The sequence below is a fragment of the Vibrio sp. dhg genome (assembly GCF_003443775.1).
Taxonomy (GTDB): Bacteria; Pseudomonadota; Gammaproteobacteria; order Enterobacterales; family Vibrionaceae; genus Vibrio; species Vibrio natriegens.
In genome coordinates, this window is sequence record NZ_CP028943.1 from 265,246 (window position 1) to 288,402 (window position 23,157).

20 protein-coding genes are annotated in these 23,157 nt (G+C 45.8%); 9 read left to right on the forward strand and 11 right to left on the reverse strand.

What is annotated here, in order from left to right:
• Positions 1–15: 15 nt before the first annotated feature.
• Positions 16–1,977, reverse strand: coding sequence for a bifunctional 2',3'-cyclic-nucleotide 2'-phosphodiesterase/3'-nucleotidase (locus DBX26_RS01320; protein ID WP_162889653.1), 1,962 nt, complete (start codon positions 1,975–1,977; stop codon positions 16–18).
• A 263-nt stretch (positions 1,978–2,240) separates the two neighbouring features.
• Between DBX26_RS01320 and cobA the strand changes: the two genes are divergently transcribed.
• The 5 genes from cobA (at position 2,241) to cysC (ending at position 8,142) form a co-directional block, all read left to right on the forward strand.
• A complete protein-coding gene (gene cobA / locus DBX26_RS01325) occupies positions 2,241–3,116 on the forward strand; it encodes a uroporphyrinogen-III C-methyltransferase (RefSeq protein WP_020335811.1) in 876 nt (291 codons plus the stop codon).
• Between the two features lie 58 nt (positions 3,117–3,174).
• Complete coding sequence (cysD, locus tag DBX26_RS01330) at positions 3,175–4,083, forward strand: sulfate adenylyltransferase subunit CysD (RefSeq protein WP_014230681.1); 909 nt, start codon at positions 3,175–3,177, stop codon at positions 4,081–4,083.
• Positions 4,084–4,101: 18 nt separating this feature from the next.
• Positions 4,102–5,532 carry a sulfate adenylyltransferase subunit CysN gene (gene cysN / locus DBX26_RS01335; protein ID WP_014230682.1) on the forward strand — a complete coding sequence of 477 codons (1,431 nt, stop codon included), beginning with the start codon at positions 4,102–4,104 and terminating at the stop codon, positions 5,530–5,532.
• A gap of 243 nt (positions 5,533–5,775) precedes the next feature.
• A complete protein-coding gene (locus DBX26_RS01340; RefSeq protein WP_118117613.1) occupies positions 5,776–7,500 on the forward strand; it encodes an SLC13 family permease in 1,725 nt (574 codons plus the stop codon).
• A gap of 24 nt (positions 7,501–7,524) precedes the next feature.
• A complete protein-coding gene (gene cysC / locus DBX26_RS01345) occupies positions 7,525–8,142 on the forward strand; it encodes an adenylyl-sulfate kinase (protein WP_065301901.1) in 618 nt (205 codons plus the stop codon).
• Positions 8,143–8,232: 90 nt separating this feature from the next.
• Here the strand turns inward: cysC and DBX26_RS01350 are convergent, their stop codons facing one another.
• The 7 genes from DBX26_RS01350 to DBX26_RS01380 form a co-directional block, all read right to left on the reverse strand.
• A complete protein-coding gene (locus DBX26_RS01350) occupies positions 8,233–9,138 on the reverse strand; it encodes a TIGR03899 family protein (protein ID WP_118117615.1) in 906 nt (301 codons plus the stop codon).
• Positions 9,139–9,620: 482 nt separating this feature from the next.
• A complete protein-coding gene (locus DBX26_RS01355; RefSeq protein WP_065299078.1) occupies positions 9,621–10,118 on the reverse strand; it encodes a DUF3299 domain-containing protein in 498 nt (165 codons plus the stop codon).
• Positions 10,119–10,122: 4 nt separating this feature from the next.
• Positions 10,123–11,382 (reverse strand): ABC transporter permease, encoded by a 1,260-nt coding sequence (locus tag DBX26_RS01360; RefSeq protein ID WP_118117617.1) that lies wholly within the window; start codon positions 11,380–11,382, stop codon positions 10,123–10,125.
• Complete coding sequence (locus DBX26_RS01365; RefSeq protein WP_020335818.1) at positions 11,379–12,107, reverse strand: ABC transporter ATP-binding protein; 729 nt, start codon at positions 12,105–12,107, stop codon at positions 11,379–11,381. Before DBX26_RS01365 ends, DBX26_RS01360 begins: the two co-directional genes overlap by 4 nt.
• 52 nt (positions 12,108–12,159) lie before the next feature.
• Entirely contained in the window at positions 12,160–12,834 is a 675-nt protein-coding gene (locus tag DBX26_RS01370) for a DUF2796 domain-containing protein (RefSeq protein ID WP_118117619.1), read from the reverse strand.
• A gap of 107 nt (positions 12,835–12,941) precedes the next feature.
• A complete protein-coding gene (locus DBX26_RS01375; protein ID WP_118117621.1) occupies positions 12,942–13,265 on the reverse strand; it encodes a DUF2607 family protein in 324 nt (107 codons plus the stop codon).
• A gap of 146 nt (positions 13,266–13,411) precedes the next feature.
• Complete coding sequence (locus DBX26_RS01380) at positions 13,412–13,963, reverse strand: YtfJ family protein (protein ID WP_118117623.1); 552 nt, start codon at positions 13,961–13,963, stop codon at positions 13,412–13,414.
• A gap of 279 nt (positions 13,964–14,242) precedes the next feature.
• Between DBX26_RS01380 and DBX26_RS01385 the strand changes: the two genes are divergently transcribed.
• Positions 14,243–14,446, forward strand: a complete 204-nt coding sequence (locus tag DBX26_RS01385) for a DUF1107 domain-containing protein (protein WP_014230692.1) — start codon at positions 14,243–14,245, stop codon at positions 14,444–14,446.
• Between the two features lie 83 nt (positions 14,447–14,529).
• Here the strand turns inward: DBX26_RS01385 and msrA are convergent, their stop codons facing one another.
• Complete coding sequence (gene msrA / locus DBX26_RS01390; RefSeq protein WP_020335821.1) at positions 14,530–15,168, reverse strand: peptide-methionine (S)-S-oxide reductase MsrA; 639 nt, start codon at positions 15,166–15,168, stop codon at positions 14,530–14,532.
• 175 nt (positions 15,169–15,343) lie between these two features.
• Here msrA and DBX26_RS01395 point away from each other — a divergent pair, with 175 nt between their 5' ends.
• Genes DBX26_RS01395 through DBX26_RS01405 form a run of 3 tightly spaced genes read left to right on the forward strand, consistent with a single transcriptional unit; the run spans position 15,344 to position 21,336 of the window.
• Positions 15,344–17,059, forward strand: a complete 1,716-nt coding sequence (locus DBX26_RS01395; RefSeq protein WP_065300419.1) for an autotransporter assembly complex family protein — start codon at positions 15,344–15,346, stop codon at positions 17,057–17,059.
• The gene (locus tag DBX26_RS01400) at positions 17,056–20,961 is read left to right on the forward strand and encodes a translocation/assembly module TamB domain-containing protein (protein WP_118117625.1); all 3,906 of its coding nucleotides are present in this window, start codon (positions 17,056–17,058) and stop codon (positions 20,959–20,961) included. The genes DBX26_RS01395 and DBX26_RS01400 overlap by 4 nt, the downstream gene beginning before the upstream one ends.
• Positions 20,962–20,988: 27 nt before the next feature.
• Positions 20,989–21,336, forward strand: a complete 348-nt coding sequence (locus DBX26_RS01405; RefSeq protein ID WP_020335824.1) for a gamma-glutamylcyclotransferase — start codon at positions 20,989–20,991, stop codon at positions 21,334–21,336.
• A 146-nt stretch (positions 21,337–21,482) separates the two neighbouring features.
• Here DBX26_RS01405 and ppa read toward each other — a convergent pair whose 3' ends face one another.
• Together ppa and fbp are read right to left on the reverse strand one after the other, a co-directional pair.
• Positions 21,483–22,013: an inorganic diphosphatase gene (gene ppa / locus DBX26_RS01410; protein ID WP_014230697.1), complete on the reverse strand. Its 531-nt coding sequence runs from the start codon at positions 22,011–22,013 to the stop codon at positions 21,483–21,485.
• A 114-nt stretch (positions 22,014–22,127) separates the two neighbouring features.
• The gene (gene fbp / locus DBX26_RS01415) at positions 22,128–23,141 is read right to left on the reverse strand and encodes a class 1 fructose-bisphosphatase (protein ID WP_020335825.1); all 1,014 of its coding nucleotides are present in this window, start codon (positions 23,139–23,141) and stop codon (positions 22,128–22,130) included.
• Positions 23,142–23,157: the final 16 nt, after the last annotated feature.

Here is a 23,157-nt window from a genome sequence, read left to right on the forward strand (position 1 = left end):
GCTATAGAACCTTGATTACTGGTTCAGATTAATTTGATAGATTGCAAAGCCGATTTCATCGGTCGCCACTTGCTTCATCGGGTATTGCGCTTTGTCTTTGATGAACTTCGTTGCTTTATCACTTGGTGAAGTCTCAAAGCGAATATCCAATGGTTTGTCCGATTTAATTGGCGCGAATGACCAGTTGTTGTCTGCACTTGGTGTGACTTCGCCTTGTTCTTCACTGACTCGTGAAATATAAGCCGCCACGACCGAACGGTTTTCATCTGGTGAGTCAAACGCGATAAAGTCTGGCCCTGTACCTGGGAACGTGTTGCTGTATGCTCGATAGTTGTTGGTGGCGATAAGGAAGTCTTGTTTAGGATCGAGTGGTTTGCCGTTGAAAGTCAGATTCACAATACGCTGCGACTCTGGGTTTATCTCTTTACAGCTTGCATCATATTTAGGTGCTTTGGTTACATCGATTTGATAATTAACCCCATCAATCACGTCGAAGTTGTAGGTACGGAAATTATCCCAGTCAATCAGAGACTGAGGTTGGGTGTTAGCAACATCAATCTGCTTAAACTGACCAGCGCTACACTCTAACCATTCCTGAACTTGTTTGCCCTTCACTTTTAGCGCGACCAGCGTATTTGGGTACAAATACAGATCGGCAGCGTTACGGAAAGTCAGTTGACCTGATTCCACTTCCGTAAAGTTATTGGGATCGTTTTTACGGCCGCCGGCTTTAAATGGTGCAGCTGCACTGAGTACAGGAATGCCTTCTAAATCCGGGTCGCCCTGAATAAATCGTTCAACATAATCTTTTTGCGCTAAATTCACGATTTGGATCGTCGGGTCGTCCTGAACCAAAGACAGGAAGCTGTACATCACGTCATTCGCTTTACCAATCGGTTGATTAACGAATTCGCGAGTTCCTTTATGGTCACCTTCTAATGCCTTTACGATATCCGGGTCAGCTTCTGCCAAAGATGCCTTGTTGGCCTTATCAAAGATTGGACGTGCTTCAGATTGCCCGTCAACCACGTGCCATTTGTCATCTTTTTGTTTTAGGACCAAGTCCATGACGCCGACATGACTTCCCCAGCGGCCTGGCATCACCGCAGTTACACCATTAATAGTGCCATTCTTATTGTCTACACCTTGTAGGTTTTCAAATCCTTTTCCTGGGAAGACCGCATGAGAGTGTCCAAAAGCAATCGCATCAATCCCTTCAACCTGGGTTAAGTAGTAAACCGAGTTTTCTGCCCCGAGCTTATATGGATCTGTCGAAACGCCAGAGTGGGGGATGGCCACAATCACGTCTGCGCCTTCCGCTTTCATTTGAGGGACAAGCTTCTGAGCGGTTTCTTTAATGTCTTTGGCGAAGACTTTTCCTTCCAGGTTCTTTTTATCCCAGACCATGATCTGCGGCGGCACAAAACCGATGTACCCGACCTTGATTTGGTGCGTTTCACCATCTGTGTCTTTCATGGTGTAGGTTTTGATTAGATAAGGTTTGAACAAGTGCTCACCGGTTTCTTTATCAAAGACGTTGGCGTTGATGTAGGGGAAGTTGGCACCTGCGAGCGCTTTTTGCAAAAAGTCCAAACCGTAGTTGAATTCATGGTTACCGATATTGCCGACCTCATAATGAAGTTGGTTCATGGCTTTGTAGACGGGGTGAATTTCGCCATCTTTAATTCCTTTTGCCGCCATATAGTCACCCATAGGGCTGCCCTGAATGAGGTCACCATTATCCACTAACACGTTGTTTACGGATTCTGATTGAGCTTGTTTAACCAGAGTAGCGGCTCGGCTTAGACCAATTTGCTGAGACGGCTGGTCTTTGTAGTAGTCGTAGTCCATTACGTTGGTGTGAATGTCAGTCGTTTCGATGATGCGTAGCTTGATCGTGTCAGCCATTGCTGGTCCGGCAAGCGTTAACATTCCGCTCAAAACCGCGACGGAAATAGGATTAACAGCCAATTTCATTAGGTGCTCCAATTCAAGGGGTAAAAGATAAATGTAACGAAATTCTTTGCAACATGATGATTTAAGTGCAGAAAATTGTGAGCAAACGCATTTTACTGAACCCTTTTCATATAAAACGCCCGCTTTTTCACGCTTTTGAATGAGACCAAACAAAAACTTCTTAGCAGATTTTTGAATAAAAAATGAAATTTTAGAATTTCAGGTAATATAAACGCCCCGCCATAATGCACGCATACCAAAATCTATGGACGATGAGCAAACACATGGCAGCGAAAGATACAGTCACCACTTTTCCCACATCAAAGCCTCGTTTGGTTTCTGATAACCCAACGGCAGTGACAACGCGATTTGCAAAGCGATCACTGCAGCCTGGTGAAGTTGCACTCGTTGGTGCGGGTCCGGGTGACCCTGAACTTTTGACTGTCAAAGCACTGAACTGCTTACAGCAAGCCGATGTAGTTTTGTATGACTACCTTGTTTCTGAAGAGATCATGGCGTTGATCCCAAGCGATACTATCTTGGTTTGTGTTGGCAAGCGCGCTGGACACCATAGCGTACCGCAAGAGAAAACCAATCAACTGCTGGTAGATTTCGCTCAACAAGGATACCGAGTTGTACGAGTAAAAGGTGGCGATCCATTTGTGTTTGGTCGTGGTGGTGAAGAACTCGAAGTTCTGGCTGATGCTGGTGTGCGCTTTCAGGTTGTGCCTGGCATTACCGCGGCGGCTGGAGCAACAGCTTATGCTGGGATTCCTCTGACTCACCGTGATTACGCTCAATCAGCCATTTTTGTCACTGGCCACTTGAAAGAAGAAAGTGACGAGATGGATTGGTCGACACTGGCTCGCGGCAATCAGACTTTAGTGATCTACATGGGGCTGATGAAATCACACTATATTCAGAGTCAGCTTATTAAACATGGTCGCTCAGCCTCAACACCGATCGCTATTATCGAACGTGGTACGCAAATAGAACAGAAAGTATTTACGGGAGAATTGTCCCAACTGTCTGATTTATCGAAGGACGCTCAATCTCCTTCTTTAATCGTGGTAGGTGAAGTGGTGCGATTGTCTCAAAAGTTAGACTGGTTTTTGTCTAGTACTGAAATCAACAAAAGTGCTATTGCCAACTCCATATAATTTCAGTCCAAAGATTAGAGACGTAATGCGCCTTCAAGCTTAAAAGGAAATACAAAACATGGACCAACAACGTTTAACTCACCTTAAACAACTCGAAGCGGAGAGTATTCATATTATCCGTGAAGTTGCGGCTGAGTTTGGTAACCCAGTCATGATGTATTCGATTGGTAAAGACTCATCAGTGATGTTGCACCTAGCGCGTAAAGCGTTTTACCCGGGCAAAATCCCATTCCCACTTTTGCATGTCGATACGGACTGGAAATTCCGCGAGATGATTGAGTTCCGTGACCGTACTGCAGAAAAATACGGTTTTGAGCTTTTGGTTCACAAGAACCCAGAAGGTCTTGCGATGGGTTGTAGCCCATTTGTTCACGGTTCTTCAAAGCACACTGACATCATGAAGACTCAAGGTCTTAAGCAAGCACTAAACAAATACGGTTTTGATGCGGCTTTCGGTGGTGCGCGTCGTGATGAAGAAAAATCACGTGCGAAAGAGCGTGTGTATTCATTCCGCGATAAGAACCATACGTGGGATCCGAAAAACCAACGTCCAGAGCTTTGGAAAACCTACAACGGTCAGGTGAACAAAGGCGAGAGCATTCGTGTGTTCCCTCTATCAAACTGGACAGAACTGGATATTTGGCAATACATCTATCTAGAAAATATTGAGATCGTACCGCTTTACCTTGCTGACAAGCGTCCGGTTGTCGAGCGCGATGGCATGTTGATCATGGTTGATGATGACCGCATGGAAATTCAGCCAGGTGAAGTAGTAGAAGAGAAGAGTGTTCGTTTCCGTACTTTAGGTTGCTACCCGTTAACCGGCGCGATCGAATCCGAAGCCAATACGCTGACGGGCATCATTGAAGAGATGCTGGTGGCGACATCGAGTGAGCGTCAAGGGCGAGCGATCGACCATGATCAGTCAGGATCGATGGAACTTAAAAAACGTCAAGGTTACTTCTAAAGGATCTAAGGAAAGATAATGAACAGTGCAGTTGAAGCTCAATTAGCCGAGCTTGGTATCGAAGGCTATTTAACACAACACCAGTACAAGTCTTTACTTCGATTTCTGACTTGTGGTTCTGTTGATGATGGTAAGAGTACCCTTATTGGTCGCTTACTCCATGACTCAAAACAAATTTATGAAGATCAACTTGCGGCAGTGCACTCAGACAGCCAACGCGTAGGTACAACAGGTGAGAAGCCTGATTTAGCCCTACTTGTTGATGGTCTGCAGGCAGAGCGCGAACAGGGTATCACTATCGATGTAGCTTACCGTTACTTCTCTACACAGAAGCGTAAGTTCATCATTGCTGATACTCCAGGGCATGAGCAATACACTCGTAACATGGCAACAGGTGCTTCGACGTGTGATTTAGCCGTGATTCTGGTTGATGCACGTAAAGGCATTCTTGATCAGACTCGTCGTCACTCATTCATTTCAAACCTATTGGGCTTGAAGCATTTCGTTGTTGCAATCAACAAAATGGACTTGGTTGACTACTCGCAAGCACGTTTTGAAGAGATTCGTGATGAGTACCTTGAGTTCTCTGAAAAGCTGACCGGTGATATTGATATTCAAATCATTCCGATTTCAGCGCTTGAAGGCGATAACGTGGTCGACAAAGGTGAAAACCTGGATTGGTTTGAAGGTCCGTCACTGCTTGAGCTACTGGAAAACGTTGATATTGACCACGAGAAAGGCAGCGGTGAATTCCGTTTCCCGGTTCAGTACGTTAACCGTCCTAACCTAGATTTCCGTGGTTTCGCTGGCACGATTTCTTCAGGTTCAGTGAAAGTGGGAGACAAGATCAAAGCGCTTCCATCAGGTAAAACGTCGACAGTTGCACGAATCGTAACTTTCGATGGCGATATCGAAGAAGCACGCGCAGGTCTTGCAGTAACGCTGACTTTGAACGACGAAATCGATATTAGCCGTGGTGATTTGATTGTTTTAGAAAATGCTCAGGTAGAAACCACAAACCATCTTCTTGCAGACGTTGTGTGGATGACAGAACAGCCACTTCAACCAGGTCGTGATTACGATATCAAGATTGCGGGCAAGAAAACTGTTGGTCACGTTGAGACGATTCGCCATCAATACGACATCAACAACCTTTCTAGCCATAGTGCGGCTGAGTTGCCACTGAATGGTATTGGTTTGTGTGAGTGGTCATTGAACGAGTCTGTTGCACTTGATAATTACCAAGATTGTGCAGACACGGGTGGTTTCATCATTATCGATCGTCTGACTAACGTTACTGTTGGTGCAGGTATGGTGAAAGAAAGTCTGGCATTGGTAGAGCGTGATCTGACTGATATCTCTGCATTTGAACTGGAGCTTAATGCACTGGTTCGCAAACACTTCCCGCATTGGGAAGCTAAAGACCTAAGCCAATTACTTAAAAAGTAATTGCTATTCCTGAGCAGTGAAGGAGCCAATGTTGCCTCTTTTTCTGCTCAGGTTTTTAGCCCGACTGAGTTGCGAAATGCAGTCAGGTTCTTTCCCCCAGAAACCAGAATGCACGATGAAGTGTGAGTCATTCTGGCTTTCTTTTTCGCTTGCTTTGCTCTGGTTACTTATTTTCTCGCTCTGCAACATTTGATGTGCAGTCGCTGTTTTCGCCCTGTTCGGGCTATTTGGTAAGGAAAGGCTATGTGGGAACAAGGATTTGTATTAGCGATTTTGCTTGGCATTATCACTTGTTTGCTTGTCACGAAAATTAAGCCTAGTTATGTTTTTGCTGGTGCAGCCTTTATTTCGTTTCTAGCTGGTATGATGGATTTGACATCCATTGCCTCTAACTTTACCAACTCGTCATTACTAACCTTAGTGTTACTAATACTTGCGTCGTGTGCCTTAGAAAAAACGCTTCTTATCAGCTGGGTCAGTCGCAGTATCTCTGAAGGACACTTAGGTAGTGTTATCGCTAAGTTGGGACTCTCTACGGCGTTGCTATCATCGTTCACCAATAATACGGCTGTTGTTGTATCTCTGATTGGCGCTATCAAACGAAACCAGCAGCATGCGCCGTCAAAGCTATTAATCCCACTTTCATACGCGGCTATTTTGGGCGGCACATTGACCCTGATCGGTACGTCGACCAACCTCATTATCAATAGCTTCGTGGAAGATGCAGGCTTACCTAGCTTAGGATTTTTTACTCCGACGCTGATTGGTTTAGCGGTTCTGGCTGGTGGCTTACTGATTTTGATTCCTCTGAGCTACTTGCTGCCGAATTATGATGATCAAACTCAGGAAGATCTGCCTTATTTCCTTGAATCACGCGTTGAGCCGGGCTCGCCATTGGTTGGGCGTACGGTTAGCGAAAATAATTTACGAGCGTTACGTAAACTGTTCTTGGCAGAAGTCATACGCGATGGCGTTACTGTCTCGTCAGTCGGGCCTGAGTTTGTGCTTAATGCAAAAGACCGCTTACTGTTTTGTGGCGATGTCGAAAGTGTCGCGACGTTGCAGGAAATCCCTGGCCTGACGCTGTTTGGTCATCAGCACTTGAATGGACAAAACTTCCGAGAAGTTGTCGTCAGTTCTTCGGCTACTTTTTGTCATAAAACGCTGAAAGAAAGCCGATTTCGTGACCGTTTTGATGCGGTTGTTGTCGCTATCCGCCGTGGCCATGAGCGACTTGAAGGCGGGTTGGGCAGTATTAAACTCGCCCCGGGTGACACTTTAGTGTTGGTTCCGGGTAAGCGATTTGAATCTGAGCGTCGTGCGCATCGTAAAGAGTTTGTATTGGTGCATGATTTGGACTCGAGCGCACGTCTGGACGCAAACAAATCTTCTATCGTATTACTCGGTTTCGCAGCGGTCATTGGCTGTGCGTTACTGGACCTGGTGCCAATCATAAAAGGGCTGGCGGTTTACATTTTATCCCTGCTGGCATTTGGCATTGTGCAAGTTTCTGAACTTCGCCGACGTTTTCCGATCGACATTGTTGTGATTGTTGGCTCTGCGCTCTCGATAGCTCAGTTAATGATCTCCTCGGGGTTATCCGTCAGGATGGGTGAGATGTTTATCCAGGCCTTTAATGGCTGGGGCGTTTTCGGCGCGTTGGTTGCGACGTATATCATGACGCTGGTGTTAACTGAATTAGTCACCAATAACGCAGCTGCAGCGCTCTCTTTTCCTATCGGCTACAGTATGGCGATAGGGTATGGCGTCGATCCAATGCCATTTATTATGGCGGTACTGTTTGGCGCAAGTGCGAGCTTTATTTCTCCCTACGGTTATCAAACTAACTTGTTGGTTTACAGCGTAGGTAATTACAAATTGACCGATTATGTGCGAATTGGTGTGCCGATTTCTATTGTGTATTCCGTATTAGTACTGACACTGATTCCGGTCTTCTTTCCGTTTTAATTCCGATATTTACAAGGATACGTTATGACAGCCGACACCACGGTAAAAGATGAAAACATTGTTTGGCATCAGCACTCGGTTGATAAAAAGTTTCGAGCTGACTTAAAGCAACAAAAACCAGCAGTACTCTGGTTTACGGGCTTATCTGGTGCGGGTAAATCAACCGTAGCGGGCGCATTGGAAAATCGTCTTGCTGAACTTGGTTACCATACTTATTTACTTGATGGTGATAATGTTCGTCACGGGCTGTGCAGTGATTTAGGTTTTTCTGAGCAGGATCGTCGCGAGAATATTCGCCGTATCGGGGAGTTGGCTAAGTTGATGGCCGACGCAGGTTTGATTGTGCTGTCTGCCTTTATTTCTCCTCATCGAGCTGAGCGCCAACTGGTACGCGATCTATTACCGGAAGGTGAGTTTATCGAAGTGTTTGTCAATGCTTCTCTGGAGGTGTGTGAAGGACGTGATCCTAAAGGGTTGTACCGTAAAGCTCGCGCTGGGGAAATTCCAAACTTCACGGGTATTGACTCGGAATATCAAGCACCTGAAAACCCAGAAATAGATTTACCAGCGGGAGAAAAGAGTGTCGATGAGTTGGTAGATCTGTGTATCAATGACTTAAAGCAGCGTGGTGTGATCCGCTAAATAAGCATTTAGATCATGGGTGACTAAAAAGTCGTAAAAGTGTTTAAAGAGCTTTTGGAACATAGGTGACCAAAAGCTCTTAAAGCATAATTAAACGGTGTGGTCTACACGACTGTGTGATTCTGTATTTACAGTAAACTTATGATTTATAAGTGCGATTAATTGGTCGTAGTACTCTGTGTTAGGCTTGTTTCCAAGCAGCTTACACAGCTCGTTGCCCGTTAAGGTAAATCGATAATAAAGTAACCTTACTCCTTTGGTGTTGGCGTGGAGTGATAGGTTTTTACCTTGGTACGTGAGAATTAAGGGTGTTTCAACACTTATTTCTCCAGACTCGAGCTCGGCACTGTGCAGCAGTCCCGACTCAATTAACATCAATAAACTGGAGTAGGGGAGCTGGAACGTCCCCATGTTCAGATTGCTGGTGGTATCCCGCTTGCCAAAGCTGAAAATACCGTTATGAGCTTTATAACCAATCAACAACTTACGGCTGCCATCACCACCAAAGCTGCAAGCTAAAGAGGCCGCTCTTTGTAGTGTTTGTGCTTCTTTAGGTGACATATCTTTGAGGGCTTTAAGCGCCTTCATCGATGTTGAGCCGGGGTTCGTGACTTCACGTTTGAGTACCTGAGCCCATAGCTTTTGCATCGAACTGTTGTGAATATCCTGAGCCATGTCGAAAAAGCGATACAACCAATCCTGTTCCGGCTCGCCCGCAGTTTCGTCTCGGCAAGCACCGTGGGCCAATTTTAACACCTGTTCAAGGTTCTGTTGCCGTTGCTCCTGACGTCGTTGCTCGCGCAGCTGAGCTCTCTCAAAGGTCGATTGCTTCGGAGTATCGGCTTGAAGCAAGGCATCGAGCCCATAACTTTGTGCAATGTTTTGAATTCGACTGGCACTGTCTTTGATATAGCTGCTTTTCGTGTCGTTTTTAGGACGTTGCTGGGAGTTGGGCTGTTGTACCATTACGCTAGGTTGCTTTGCTGATTCTGCCATTTATGTTCCTACTCAGGTAGCGACGAGTCACGCTTGCCTCAATTTACATCTTAATCCGCTTAACGACCAGAAAGTGACTATCAAAATTTGATCAAATTAAGGCTATCCAAGATGATAACAAATTGTTAAAATTGTTATCGTTATTTTGGAGGGGCAATGAAGTTCTCGGAAGCAAGCAAACTGAAAAAGCACCTGTCGATAGCGTTTCTTTTGATTCTCTATGTGGGCGTTCTAGCGTACCTGTCTCGCTATATTATGTAACACCAATCTAAATAAGCATTTGCTTGTTCATTCGGGTGGAGATCACTGATAGCTGCGTTATATGTTTTGTCATTAGAATAACCAGTTACCGCAAGTTGTACTTTGACCTAAGCGATTTTTCCAGCGCAGAGCCTGACTACTTATTTATCCAGACTGGTATCTCTTCACATATGAAAATGGCGCCTAAGCGACGCCATGGGTTTACCTAAAAATTCGCGATATTACATATCGTCGTAACTTTCTATTTTTGTCCCTTCGATCAAATACGCTGTTTGAGCTAGCTCATGGCTAATGACTTCGGTTTTAAGCGTTCCGACCACGTAAACCACATCCCAAAGCTCCTGAACTGGTGCTCCTTCTGGGAACTTCACGTAAATGATTTGATTTGGTGGTGGCGGTGGGACGTGAATACATGCCCCGAAGTAGGGTACCAACAGAAACTCAGTCACTGTGTTGGCATCACCTTCTAGCGGAATGACAAATCCTGGTATTTTTACCAGACTGCCATTCAACTCTGTTCTTACACTGCCAATCTTAGATTGTTGTGCTGCGCCACCACTATGCTCTGACGCCGAAGGCATGCCGACACTATCAAACAGTTTCCGTTCTGATTCTGGAACCAGATCAAGCCAGTCGATCTTCAATGGCTCTTCACTCGCCATTACCGGGGCCGTAAAAGAAATCACCAGCAAGCAGCTAGCGAGTATTTTTTTCCACATTTGTTTATATCCTTATTGTCATTCCATCACTCAGAGATTGTCGATAAGCGCGTAGTGCTGGGATGAAACCAATCATAATACCAGCGCATTGGACAAAACCGAGTAGCATCCATTCATATGAAGAAAGAAAGCTTAGTGTCAGATGTATACCATAATGTTGCTGCATGATCGGTTGCAATAGAGCCAGAATGGAATAAAGCCCCGCAACTCCAGAGATAATACCCGCAGCGGTCAGTAAACTGGCTTCGCTTATCAATAGTGAAAACACATGGCGTGGTCTTGCGCCCATGGCACGCAGAATAGCCATTTCCCGGCGTCTCTCCTGCAAGCTTGTCAGCAGGCTGCTTAGCATGCCAAGTAACCCCGCTACGACGACAAAACCGGATACAGCCATCAACGCTTGCTCTGCGACGGACATCATTCCCCACAATTCATGCAGTGCAACGCCCGGCATGATGGCACTGAGCGGCTCTTGTGGGTAGGTATTGATTTGTCGTTGCAAGGCGAACGTTTGGATGCGTGATTTTAAACCGACGAGCATCGCCGTGATCTGCTTTGGTTGAAAGTCGACGGTTTTTAAAACTTCGGCTTTTGGCGCTGCCCCTAGATTCGCACCACTTTCCCAACCTACGTGAATGGCTTCGATCGCTTCTAAAGATACGTGAACGGTTTTATCTACTGGTGTCCCCGTTGGGGCTAAAATGCCCACGACTTTGAAAGGCAGATTGTCATGGCGGCTAAAGCCCACATCACTGATGCCATGAGCAATGATGATCTCGCTACCTATTTGGTAACCCAGTGCTTTAGCAACATCTGCCCCAATGACGGTTTCAAATAATCCATTGAACTCTCGACCTTTTTCGAAAGTAAGTGGTTGCTTACTTCCATACTTGAAATGCTCGAAGTAGCTGTGGTTGGTGCCCATGACACGAAAGCCTTTGTGGGAGTCACCCAGCGAAATTGGGATAGCCCAATCAACGGAGCGGTGCTGACTGAACTCCTGGTAGCTCTTCCAGTCGATGTTGTTGGTGGCATTGCCGATACGAAATACTGAATAAAGTAATAGGTTTACCTGACCTGAACGGCCACCAATAATTAGGTCGGTACCAGAAATCGTATTGGCAAAACTGTCTTTGGCCTGTGTTCGAATTCGCTCAACGCCAAGTAGCAAAACCACAGAAATTGCAACGGTCATCACGGTGAGAAATGCTGTCGCCTTACGGTTCATCAGGCTCTTCCAGGCGAGTGTCACTACCGCAGTCATGACAAACCTCCAGCGCTACTACATTGGTTAATATCAGGAAGGTTAATGGTCCGGTTGAATAGAGGCTCCAGAGTTGGATCATGGCTGACAAATACCAAGGTCGCGTTGACTTGATTGGCTTGCTCCATAAGCAGCTCAATAAAAGCCATTCTATTGTCATGATCCAAAGCGGAGGTTGGTTCGTCAGCAATGACTAATGCGGGATGCCCCATCAGAGCTCTGGCTGCTGCAACGCGCTGCTGCTGGCCGATACTCAATTCGGATACCGGACGCGAATGCAGGCTTTGTGGCAAATGCAGCCTTTCTAATAATGCCGAAGCTTGTTCAGCTAACGCCTGATTGTTGGCATTCGCTGCAATACGATTACGTCTGACTTTGCTAAATTGGCATGGAAGCAAGACATTTTCGATTACGTTGAGGTAAGGCAAAAGATTGAATTGCTGGAAAATATAGCCAATATGGTCCGCTCGAAATTTGTCTCTTTGGCTGGCAGACAGAGTCGATAAGTCGGTGTCGAGTACCGATAGAGAACCCGCACTCAATGTATTAATGCCGGTTAGCAGCGCGAGAAGCGTCGACTTACCACACCCGCTCGGTCCTTTGATGAATACATGTTCACCGGGCGTGATGCGTAAGTGAGGTATATCGATGGTAGCGATGTCTGAACTCGGCCAAATAAACTGGGCGTTATTGAGTTCAACAACGCTTGATATTGAATCAGTCATAGAAAGTTACCAAAGTAATAGCGTGTAAGTGGGTACTTACACGCTATGTGGTTTATTTGATTACGATTTCGGCGTTGTCTTTGTTCAAACTGGTCGCTGATTGCGTGGTATCCGTGAACAGGTTAACGCTGACTGATTCTGTATTTGGGAATTGATTGAACCAAGCTGTTTTGATTGTGCTCAGCTCGCTGACCTTTTCACAGTTGAAGCGGTACTGTGCTGAGAACTCTCCATGGCTGCTGTGTGCATCATGGTCGTGACCTTCGTGATCATCATGGTCATCGTGGTTCGCATGATCTGCATGATCATCGTGGTGTTCATGTTCGTCATCGTCACTGTGATCATGGTCTTTATGTTCATCATGATGTTCATCATGGTCATGACCTTCATGTTCGTCATGCGCGCCACCAAGGGTATGCTCTACATGTACATCTGCGATGTCACATTCCGCTTGTGAATTGATAGTAAAAAGGCTGCTGGTGTCTTCCAGCTTTGCGACCGCTTGTTTTAATTGCTGCTCTTGCTCTGCGTTCTCTGGAGCGTGTTCGAAACCAACCACATCGGCACCCGGAGCGGTGATTTCAACTAACAAATCTTTGCCGTCTTGTGCGATGTTAAACTCTACATGGCCATGCTCGTGCGCATCGTGTTGGCGATATTCTTCTGCCATTGCTGTAGTAGACAGAGACAAGCCGATAACAAGAGCCAAAGTGTGTTTAGATGGCATTTTATTTTCCTAATTTTGCGTCTATCAATTTGAATGATTATGCATCCAAATTGATACTAAGTCTTTTAATACATTATTAAAAATCGCGAATGTGCGAGTTAATAACACTAAATGGTTTGGGTTAATGAAACTTGAGCAAAATTAGGCGGTGCGCGGGCAGAACGGCGTATTTCTTCTAGGTGGAGTGAGTTTTCCACTACATCATGAAACTTGAGCCGAGTGTAAGTCTGGGCTGGTATGGTGGGTTGAGCTTTTGCCAGACCATGGTGAGTCCCGGCAAACATTTGACAGTGATGGTGCGTGTGATGCTCAGGCGTTACATCCATTTGATGAAATAGGCTGGCAAAATTCCATACGATCAGCAAAGCCGTACTGAAAAGTACAACAGTACGATAGCAATGTTGAATTGTTGTTTGCCTGGAGAGAACCATCATAGTGCCTGAGACCCAATTGAGTGTTATAATATAACACTCATTTTTGGTAAAAGTTCACTCTTTTGTCAGTTAAGAGAAAATTCAGACAATGCTGAGGAACGGACTCCTTGTACTTGCCGAAACAAGGAGCCTATTGGTACCAGTTAAATATTTTGCTTGATTAACTCAATCACTTGCGTGATCTCGTTTTGTTCTAAAGGTCCTTCTTTGCTGAAAAGCACTTTTCCTTGCTTATCCTGAACGATGATCGCTGAACTCTCTTGCTCTAATCCCCAAGCTTTTGCGACTAAGCCATTTTCATCCAATACCATTGATGACCAAGGAAATTCCTTCTTGCTGTCTTGTGCTGAAGACTTGACGAAGGAGCCTGTACCCCAAATCGCATCATCCTGATTGATGATGGTTGTGGTTTGGTAACTTTCTTGAGGAAACTTTGCGGCAGTAATGGCAGACATTAGCGGGGCGTTCATCTCTTTCGCACTGCTACGTCCTGCTATCGCCTGAATAACGCGTACTTTGCCCAGCATGTTTTGCGCAGCCCATGGTTGATACGCAACGCCTTCGCCCTGCATGACAATTTCACCATAAGCACCAACTCGAACGTCTGGAACATTTTCGCCGATGGTTAAATTATTTGCGAATGAAAGGCTTGGCGTCATAGCCAGCAGAAGTGGTAGGAGAGTCTTAATTTTCATATTGTTATATTCCATATATGTGAGAGCTTTATAACCAAGTCACCTCTGGATGATGGATACAATCAGACGAGCTTGGTTTATAGGAACCATCTGGATGTCGCCAGTATATAAGTAGAACAAGTAAAATTACAGCGAGCTTGTTAACATTTATTTAACGTTTGAGGTGGTGTAATATTGCGTTGTTTTTAGGATTTGCTAGAATGAAGTCGTTCGCAAATTGCGCTACAAGATTGTTAAGGATAGACAATCTGTACTTTCTCAAAGGAATTGAGGTGAATTATGCTACGTGAATTCGCGGTATACCGACCACTCCAGGTGGCTCGTTTTGTTAAGACGCTATTTAAAGGTCAGTTTTTCATCGCAGGCGTCGGGAACTTTGATTTTGATAATGGCAAGGTTCTTCTACCAGACGTGAAAGATCAGAAAAGACTCTCTGTGTTCAAAGAAGTGAACCAGGAGATCGCATCGTTGAAACTACGATGAGCAGGTTAAAAGCAAAGTTATGATAAGAGCGACTAAGGTCGCTCTTTTTCGTTAATAGCTGTTGATTTTAAGTTGTTTCTCAATCAGCTTTGTAAACTTGGTGGAAAGCACACACCTGTACCACCAAGGCCGCAGTAGCCTTCAGGGTTCTTCGCCAGATATTGCTGGTGGTATGTTTCAGCAAAGTAGTACGTCCCTGCCGGTTGGATTTCTGTGGTGATAGAAGCTCTTTGTTCTTCTTGCAGTGCTTGCTGGTACTGATGCTTTGAATGCTCTGCAATGTCTTGTTGTTCTTGCGAAAAAGTATAAATAGCGGAACGATATTGCGTGCCGAGGTCGTTCCCCTGACGCATCCCTTGAGTAGGATCGTGCTTTTCCCAAAATGCAGCCAGAAGTTGCTCTAGAGAGATAACTTGCTCATCAAATACCACTCTAACGACTTCAGCATGGCCGGTTTGCCCTGTACATACCTCTTCATAAGTCGGGTTTTTCGTGTACCCACCAGCGTAACCTACTGATGTTGAGATGACGCCATCCAGTTGCCAGAACAGGCGCTCCGCTCCCCAAAAACATCCCATACCTAATAGAATTTGCTGTTGGTTAGACTGCAATGGTGCCGTTAAACTGGATTGATTAACAAAATGAGTATCTTCAATTTGCATCGGCTGCTCTCGACCTGGTAGAGCATCTTCTATACTGATTAGTGTCTGTTTGTTGAGCATGCTATCTGTCCTTTAAATTTGTCTTAAATTTGCGAACTTTTCCCAGTTCGTCTTTATGTGAATACGGATTTACAAAGGCTGCGGTAAAGTTATGAATATTACAGACTTAGCCTTTAATTGGCGTTATTATGACACAAGTTTCTTTAATCTCACGAATCTCACGCATCTAAAACGCATGATAAAAAAAGCTCTCCCGATCATTGTTGTTGGCTTGTTTGCCTTTTCCCATAACGCCTCTGCCAAAGTATCTATTAAGCTACAAGGTATAGACGGCGCGTTAGAAGAAAATGTCAACGCTTATCTGACTTCGATTCCTGAAGAAGATTACTCGACTTCGTTGCGTTTTCAAGCCCGATTAGATGAAAGCATCACTGAAGCACTCAACGCGCTTGGGTATTATCACGCAGATATCTCATATTCTGTTACTGAAAATAATGATGAACTGATCATCAATATTGCAAAAGGCTTACCAGTCAAGATCAAAGTTATGGATGTCGTGATCACTGGTGAAGCGCAAGACGATGAAGCATTTGAAGCGCTTCTAGCGGCGTCTCCTTTAAAAGTTGGCCGGGTTCTGAATCAAAGCGAATACGATAGCCTCAAGTCAGGAATACGTAATTTAGCGTTGCAGCGTGGTTACTTCAAAGGGGATTATCTACTCAGTCGTTTGGAGGTGGTACCTGCATTCAATGAAGCGAACATTCGTTTGCATTATGACAGTGGTATCCGCTATCACTTTGGTTCCATCAATATCACTGGCAGCCAGATTTGGGATGAGCGCGTCGCTTCGTTAAGTCCTTTTGAGGAGGGCGAACCTTACTTAGTTTCGAGTGTTGGTGAGTACAACCAGAACTTGTCTAATACTGACTGGTTTTCGTCTGTATTTGTTGAGCCTGATCTGGCAATGCTGGAGGAAGGACGTGAGTTACCAGTAAAGGTTTCCCTTGCTCCGGCGGCCAAAAACCAGATAGAAACCGGTCTTGGTTACTCCACTGATACTGGCGTACGTGGCACGTTGAAATGGAAAAAGCCCTGGATCAGTTCCCGTGGCCACAGTCTAGATACCGCACTTTCCCTGTCCCAGCCGGAACAAACCATCACAGCAGGCTACAAAATACCGCTTGATGACGTTTTGCATGAATACTACCAGCTTCAATTTGGCTTAAAGCATTTGGACAACCGTGATACCGAAAGTCTAGAAACGAATTTAGCGGTAGAACGCCACTGGATCGTCGATGGTGGCTGGCGTAAGACTTTGTATATACGTCACTTGTACGAAAACTTCTCTCAGGGTCTACAGGAAGACGGTGTGCAGTTCTTGCTTCCTGGCGCAACGTTTTCACGTACAAGAAGTCGTGGCGGCAGCATGCCAATGTGGGGCGACAAGCAAACCATCACGTTTGAATATGGTGACCCGGCCGTTTTATCTGCGACCCGAGTCTTTCGCTTTTTGGGCCGAACCTCTTGGATCCGTGGGATTGGTGAAAACCATCGTGGACTTTTCCGCTTAGAAGGCGGCGCTAACTTTATGGATGAGTTTGATAAGTTGCCTCCATCGTTGCGTTTCTTTGCTGGTGGTGACAATAACATCCGTGGTTATGGTTATGAATCTATCTCGCCTGTCGATGAAAGTGGAGCGTTAACGGGGGCAAAATATATCCTGAGTAGCACACTTGAGTATCAATATCGTCTTACCGGTAACTGGTGGGGGGCGACTTTCTACGATATTGGTGATGCATTTGATGATACCCCCGTATGGAAAGCGGGTGCCGGGGTAGGTATCCGCTGGGCTTCGCCGGTTGGTCCGGTCAGCTTTGATTTTGCATGGGGATTGGATGACCCACAGAAGAACGAATTTCGTATCCATTTCTCATTGGGGCCTGAACTATGATGCAAAAGATGTTTAAGTGGACCAAATGGCTATCGCTAGGTTTGATTGGTCTTCTGTTGTTGATCATCATTTTAGTCTCAACAGTTCTCTTTACTCACCCTGGATTAAAGCTCGCCATATGGGGGGCAGAAACAGCCGTGCCACAATTGAAAGTGGAGAACGTCCAGGGCTCGTTATTTCCACGTTTTGCGTTGGAAAACGTCAGCTTTGTTGATGAAACACTGAATGTTGATGCGAAAGTTGAACGCCTGACCTTAGCGGTTAACTTTCGTTGTTTTTTCGACCCTAGAGTGTGTGTCGATGAGCTTTCATTGCAAGGCGTAAACTTCCAAATGCCGGAACTGCCACCTGCGAGTGACGAGCCAGAAGAAGAGACGCCTCCGCTGCGTTCAATCAGTACGCCAGTGCCTATTTTCGTCAACAAAGTTAGCCTTAATGATATCAACCTGAATGTTCTGGGTAATCAAGTTGATTGGCAGGATTTCACGACCGCGTTATCGATGCAGGGCGACCGCTTAGTCATTGCGCCAACAGCATTAAAAGAGATCAATGTTGCATTGGCACCAACGGACACCGAGCAAGCACCTACTGAAACTGATGTTGTAGAAGCCCAGACAGCCACAGCCGAAGGGGCTGAAAGCCAGGGGGATGAGTCCCAGAGTGCTCCAGTCGCGGGCACTGATACTGAAGTCGCTGATTCCCAGACCGATGCAACTAACGCAACGGATTCGGAAATAGTAAAAACAGCCGATGCAGAGCCGCAAGATATTGTTTTACCTGAAGTCTGGATTCCGTTGACCGTCGATGTCCGACGTCTCGATATTCATCACTTCAAGTTAGCTGGTGAAACGCCGGTTATTGTTCATCATCTCGGTTTGGTGGCGAAGGCGGGCCGTGATCGTGTTGATTTGCAAACACTTGAGCTCGACATGCCTGAAGTTGAGGCTACGCTGAGTACGCAAGTGACACTTTCTGCAGACTACCCTCTTAGTGCCCAACTGGATGCGCTAGTGAAACATGCCGAAGCGAAAGGACAGAAGTTGTCGCTGTCAGCATCTGGCTCAGCAGGCGACTTATCGCTGCAGGCAACACTGTCTGAACTGACTAAAGCCGAAATCCAAGCCAAAATTCAGCCACTGAAAGTGCAGTTACCGTTTGATGTAACCCTCAACAATGTCGAAGCTCAGTGGCCTTTGTTGGGAGAAAGTGACTATCAGGTTGCTGTACCGAGTCTTACCGCTAAAGGTTCGTTAGAGGGCTACGAGGTGGCGCTGGAAACTAAAGCATCTGGTAAGGATATTCCTGCGGTAGATGTGGCGCTAAACGGAAAGGGCACCCTAGAGCAAATTGATCTGGAAAGTCTTGTGGTGAAAACCTTAGGCGGCGAACTGTCGGGCAAGGTTATGGCTAACTGGGCGGCACCAATCAACTGGCAAGCCGATCTCAACTTACAACACATCCAGCCGGGTCTTCAGTGGCAGGAAGCGGAAGGGGACATCAGCGGTAGCTTATCAACCTCTGGGTCGCTGACGGAGCAGGGCGGCTGGCAGGTTAGTCTTCCTACCCTGGATATTGATGGTGTTTTACGTGGTTATCCACTGAAAGTGAAGGGGCAGCTAGAAGCATCTGATAAAAATGGCAAAGCCGAAGATATCCAGCTTACCACTCAAGGTTTAGTATTGGCTCATGGTCCTAACCAGTTGAGTGCCAAGGGTAAGATCGATAAACAAATCTTGATGGACGTTGAGGTTAACTTCCCTGATTTTGCGAAAAGTGTGCCTGATCTTAGCGGCAATATGAACGGTAAAATTGCGGTACGAGGCAGCTTAAAAGAGCCGAACATCAACCTGGATCTTGCCGTCAATAAAGCGAACTGGCAGCAGTTAGCCAAAGTAGAAACGGTCACGCTGAAAGGGGATGTTTCACCGTTACCCGTACCAAAAGCTAACGTGAGCTTAGTAGCAAATAACATTAACTATGACGGCATCAAGGTTGATAGCGCTGACCTCAATGTCTCAGGTGATGAAAAGCAGCATCAACTTACCTTAGATGTGGCCTCGGATATCGTCTCAACCAGCCTGGAGATTCAGGGCGCATTTACTCAGAAGCCTGAAATGATCTGGGACGGTGCGCTAACTCGTTTGTCGCTTGATACCATTCAAGGGCCTTGGGCACTGGAGAAGTCGACGGCAGTGAAGGTCAATATCGACAAGCAGATCGCGGATGTTCAGGCACACTGTTGGTTACAAGCTGATTCAAGTGTGTGTTTATCTGAAAACATTAGTGTAGGCAAAAGTGGTGAGGCGAAGTTAGCGGTGAATAACTTTGACTTTAGCCAAACCAAGACACTATTGCCGGCAGAAACGAAACTGCAAGGTGAAGTGAACGCACAAGCCTTTGCTAAGTGGGCTCCAAACATGAAGCCTGAAGTGACGTTGAATGTCGATATGCCACAAGGCCAGGTGGAACAAGCGCTGGAGCAACCAATTACGGTTGGTTGGGAAAGTGTTAGCTTTAAAGCGGCGTTAGCAAAAGACAAGCTTGATGCTCAGTGGCTCGTCGATGTGGCGGATAACGGTGATCTATCCGGTAATGTGTCACTGATTAATGTCTCTGCTGAGTCTCCTGAGATCGCGGGTAACGTGTCACTTTCGACACTCCATCTGGATTTCTTAGCGCCATTGATTGGCGAATACAGCTTGTTTAAAGCCAATATGAATACCGATTTGGCGTTATCTGGTGATGTCATGCACCCTAGGGTGAACGGCCAGTTCCTGATTGACCAAATTAAACTGAACGGTGAAGTGACGCCAATTGATATCGACTCAGGTCAGGTAGAAATCAACTTTAAAGGCCATCAAGCTGACCTCAACGCTGGCATCAACACCCCAGATGGCAAATTGGAAATTACCGGTGATGCGGACTGGCAAGACCTACAGGACTGGCATACCAAAGCTCGAGTGTTCGCTAAAGAGCTGAAAGTAGATATGCCTCCGATGGTGAAAATCAAAGTTGAGCCAGATATGACACTTGAGGTGACGCCAAATTTAGCCAAAGTACAAGGTAATATTAATCTGCCTTGGGGTCGCATCGTCGTTGAAGAGTTACCACCAAGTGCGGTTGGCGTTTCGAGTGACGTAGTCATTTTGGATGAAAACTTACAGCCAGTTGATGACACTGTGGCAGTACCGTTTAATGTCGAAACTGATATTAATATTAAGATTGGCGACGATTTTCAGCTGTCGGCATTTGGTCTGAAAGGTGGTCTGAGGGGTAACCTCAATGTGACTCAAAAAGACAAAGGTCCATTTATTGTTGGTGAAGTTAACATTGTCGATGGTTCCTACCGCTCATTTGGCCAAGATTTGGTGATTGATGAAGGTAAAATCATGATGAATGGCCCAGCCGATGAGCCTTATCTGTCGATTTCTGCCATCCGTAACCCTGATAACACGCAAGATGATGTGACCGCAGGTGTTCGTGTTACTGGCCCTGCCTCTGACCCAAGTTTGGAGATCTTCTCAGATCCTGCTATGCCTCAGGCAAACGCGCTGTCCTACCTATTACGAGGTCAAGACATCGATGCAGAATCTGGTGGTAATGCCATGACTACTACCTTGATTGGCTTGAGTCTGGCGAAAAGTGGTCGTGTTGTCGGACAGATAGGTGAAGCCTTTGGTGTTCAAGACTTGCAGCTCGATACTGCGGGATCGGGTGATGACTCTCAGGTGACGGTGAGTGGTTATATATTCCCGGGTCTTCAGGTGAAATATGGTGTCGGTATCTTTAACTCTCTAGGTGAATTTACTGTTCGTTACCGATTAATGCAGGATCTGTATTTAGAAGCGGTTTCTGGTGTAGACAGTGCAGTTGATCTACTCTATCAATTCGAGTTTGATTAAAGCGTAACTCATAACTAAGGAGTGGTTATGCAGCATTTAGTCTTTGTATACGGAACGTTACGCAAAGGAGAGTACAACCATCACTACTTGAGCTCGGGGCAATTCCTGGGGCTGCATGAAAGTGATGCTCAATACACCTTGTATGATTTAGGTCCATACCCTGGGGTGTCTCAAGGTCACCAAACCATACAAGGTGAAGTCTATCTGATTGATGACGATACTCTGACAGCGCTGGATAAACTGGAGGATGTTCCGGTAGAGTACCGACGTGAGAGCATTAGCACACCGTTTGGTCAGGCTTGGATTTACATTTATCAGGATACCGAGCAGTTGACGGAAGAGATTGCATCCGGGGATTGGTGCCAAAGAGTATAGGTCGGCCGAGTGTCACTGCTGAGTCTTATCATGGCTACGACGTTAGTCGCATACTATGTTGGCGTACAAATCGACTGAAGCTTATGTGACGTTCAGGCATAAAAAAGAGCTGCGTATTTGCAGCTCTTTTTTCATTCTGGTCGCATTTATTTGTTTTGTGCGCGATCGTAAGATTCCAGGATTTCAGCTTTTGCGGCTTCCACGTCTGCCCAGCCATCAACCTTCACCCATTTACCGGATTCCAGCTCTTTGTAACGCTCAAAGAAATGCGTAATTTGCGCTTTCAGTAGCTCTGGGATGTCACCGACGTCTTGAATGTGCTCGTACTCTTTAGAGATTTTAGAGTGAGGAACCGCGACAACTTTAGCATCTTCACCAGATTCATCAGTCATTTTAAGCACACCAACAGGGCGGCAACGAATAACTGAACCTGGCATCAATGGGTATGGCGTCGGAACAAGTACGTCTACAGGGTCACCATCAAGAGACAGTGTGTTGTTCACGTAACCGTAGTTACATGGGTAGAACATTGGTGCAGACATAAAACGGTCAACAAATACAGCACCAGAGTCTTTATCTACTTCGTATTTAATTGGGTCTGCGTTTGCAGGAATTTCGATAACGACATAGATATCTTCAGGCAGAGATTTACCTGCTGGTACATGGTTTAGGCTCATTTGAAACTTCCTTTTCATTGAGGATGAGGGAACCTCATCTTATTACGATTTATTCGCAACTCACTTTAGCGACAAAAACACGGCAGGTAAACACCTGCCGCGTTGGACAAAGGTCTATTCGTCGCGATTCTTTTCAAGGAATTCTTCGACCTTACGTACCATGTTTTTTGAACCGACAAAGAACGGCACACGTTGGTGTAATTCTGTTGGCTTGATGTCCATGATGCGATTCACGCCGTCAGAAGCGATACCACCTGCTTGCTCGATTAGGAATGCCATTGGGTTGCACTCGTAAAGCAGACGCAGTTTACCTTGTGGATGGCTTTGCGTGCTTGGGTATAGGTAGATACCACCTTTTAGCAAGTTGCGGTGGAAGTCTGCTACTAAAGAGCCGATGTAGCGAGACGTGTATGGACGACCATCTTCAGGTACATTTTCCTGACAGTACTTGATGTACTTCTTCACACCAAGTGGGAAACGGATGTAGTTACCTTCGTTGATAGAATAGATTTTGCCTTCTTCAGGGATCATCATGTTTTCATGAGAAAGACAGAAGCTGCCGATAGAAGGATCGTACGTGAAGCCATTCACGCCGTTACCTGTTGTGTAAACCAACATGGTTGAAGAGCCGTAAATCACGTAACCAGCCGCAACTTGTTTGTGACCTGGCTGAAGGAAATCTTCTTCTGTTGCTGGCGTACCAATTGGTGATACACGGCGGTAAATTGAAAAAATAGTACCTACAGAAACGTTCACGTCGATATTAGATGAACCATCAAGTGGATCCATTAATACAACGTACTTGGCGTTTTGGTTGAGTTCTTTATTGAATGCAACCGCCTCATCTTCTTCTTCGCTGGCTACGCCACAAACTTGGTCACGAGCTTCAAGTGCCGCTTTAAACTTGTCGTTTGCATAAACGTCTAGCTTTTGCTGAGCTTCACCTTGGACATTCTCTGTGCCAACAGCACCAGTAATATCGCCAAGGCCAGCTGCATTAATTTCGCGGTTAACGATTTTCGCAGCTAAACGAATGGATGCTAAAAGAGATGATAGATCACCGCTAGCGTGGGGGAAATCCGCTTGTTTCTCGACAATGAATTCGCCTAGGGTGCGCAATCCAGACATGGTCAATCCTTACATT

Coding starts and splice junctions, on each gene's coding strand:
- DBX26_RS01375 (WP_118117621.1), bottom strand. CDS start 13,265: ATGGTTCTCTCCAGGCAAACAACAATTCAACATTGCTATCGTACTGTT.
- DBX26_RS01400 (WP_118117625.1), top strand. CDS start 17,056: ATGATGCAAAAGATGTTTAAGTGGACCAAATGGCTATCGCTAGGTTTG.
- DBX26_RS01340 (WP_118117613.1), top strand. CDS start 5,776: ATGTGGGAACAAGGATTTGTATTAGCGATTTTGCTTGGCATTATCACT.
- cysC (WP_065301901.1), top strand. CDS start 7,525: ATGACAGCCGACACCACGGTAAAAGATGAAAACATTGTTTGGCATCAG.
- DBX26_RS01350 (WP_118117615.1), bottom strand. CDS start 9,138: ATGGCAGAATCAGCAAAGCAACCTAGCGTAATGGTACAACAGCCCAAC.
- fbp (WP_020335825.1), bottom strand. CDS start 23,141: ATGTCTGGATTGCGCACCCTAGGCGAATTCATTGTCGAGAAACAAGCG.
- ppa (WP_014230697.1), bottom strand. CDS start 22,013: ATGAGCCTAAACCATGTACCAGCAGGTAAATCTCTGCCTGAAGATATC.
- DBX26_RS01360 (WP_118117617.1), bottom strand. CDS start 11,382: ATGACTGCGGTAGTGACACTCGCCTGGAAGAGCCTGATGAACCGTAAG.
- cysD (WP_014230681.1), top strand. CDS start 3,175: ATGGACCAACAACGTTTAACTCACCTTAAACAACTCGAAGCGGAGAGT.
- DBX26_RS01385 (WP_014230692.1), top strand. CDS start 14,243: ATGCTACGTGAATTCGCGGTATACCGACCACTCCAGGTGGCTCGTTTT.
- DBX26_RS01320 (WP_162889653.1), bottom strand. CDS start 1,977: ATGAAATTGGCTGTTAATCCTATTTCCGTCGCGGTTTTGAGCGGAATG.
- DBX26_RS01405 (WP_020335824.1), top strand. CDS start 20,989: ATGCAGCATTTAGTCTTTGTATACGGAACGTTACGCAAAGGAGAGTAC.
- cysN (WP_014230682.1), top strand. CDS start 4,102: ATGAACAGTGCAGTTGAAGCTCAATTAGCCGAGCTTGGTATCGAAGGC.
- DBX26_RS01355 (WP_065299078.1), bottom strand. CDS start 10,118: ATGTGGAAAAAAATACTCGCTAGCTGCTTGCTGGTGATTTCTTTTACG.
- msrA (WP_020335821.1), bottom strand. CDS start 15,168: ATGCTCAACAAACAGACACTAATCAGTATAGAAGATGCTCTACCAGGT.
- DBX26_RS01395 (WP_065300419.1), top strand. CDS start 15,344: ATGATAAAAAAAGCTCTCCCGATCATTGTTGTTGGCTTGTTTGCCTTT.
- DBX26_RS01370 (WP_118117619.1), bottom strand. CDS start 12,834: ATGCCATCTAAACACACTTTGGCTCTTGTTATCGGCTTGTCTCTGTCT.
- DBX26_RS01365 (WP_020335818.1), bottom strand. CDS start 12,107: ATGACTGATTCAATATCAAGCGTTGTTGAACTCAATAACGCCCAGTTT.
- cobA (WP_020335811.1), top strand. CDS start 2,241: ATGGCAGCGAAAGATACAGTCACCACTTTTCCCACATCAAAGCCTCGT.
- DBX26_RS01380 (WP_118117623.1), bottom strand. CDS start 13,963: ATGAAAATTAAGACTCTCCTACCACTTCTGCTGGCTATGACGCCAAGC.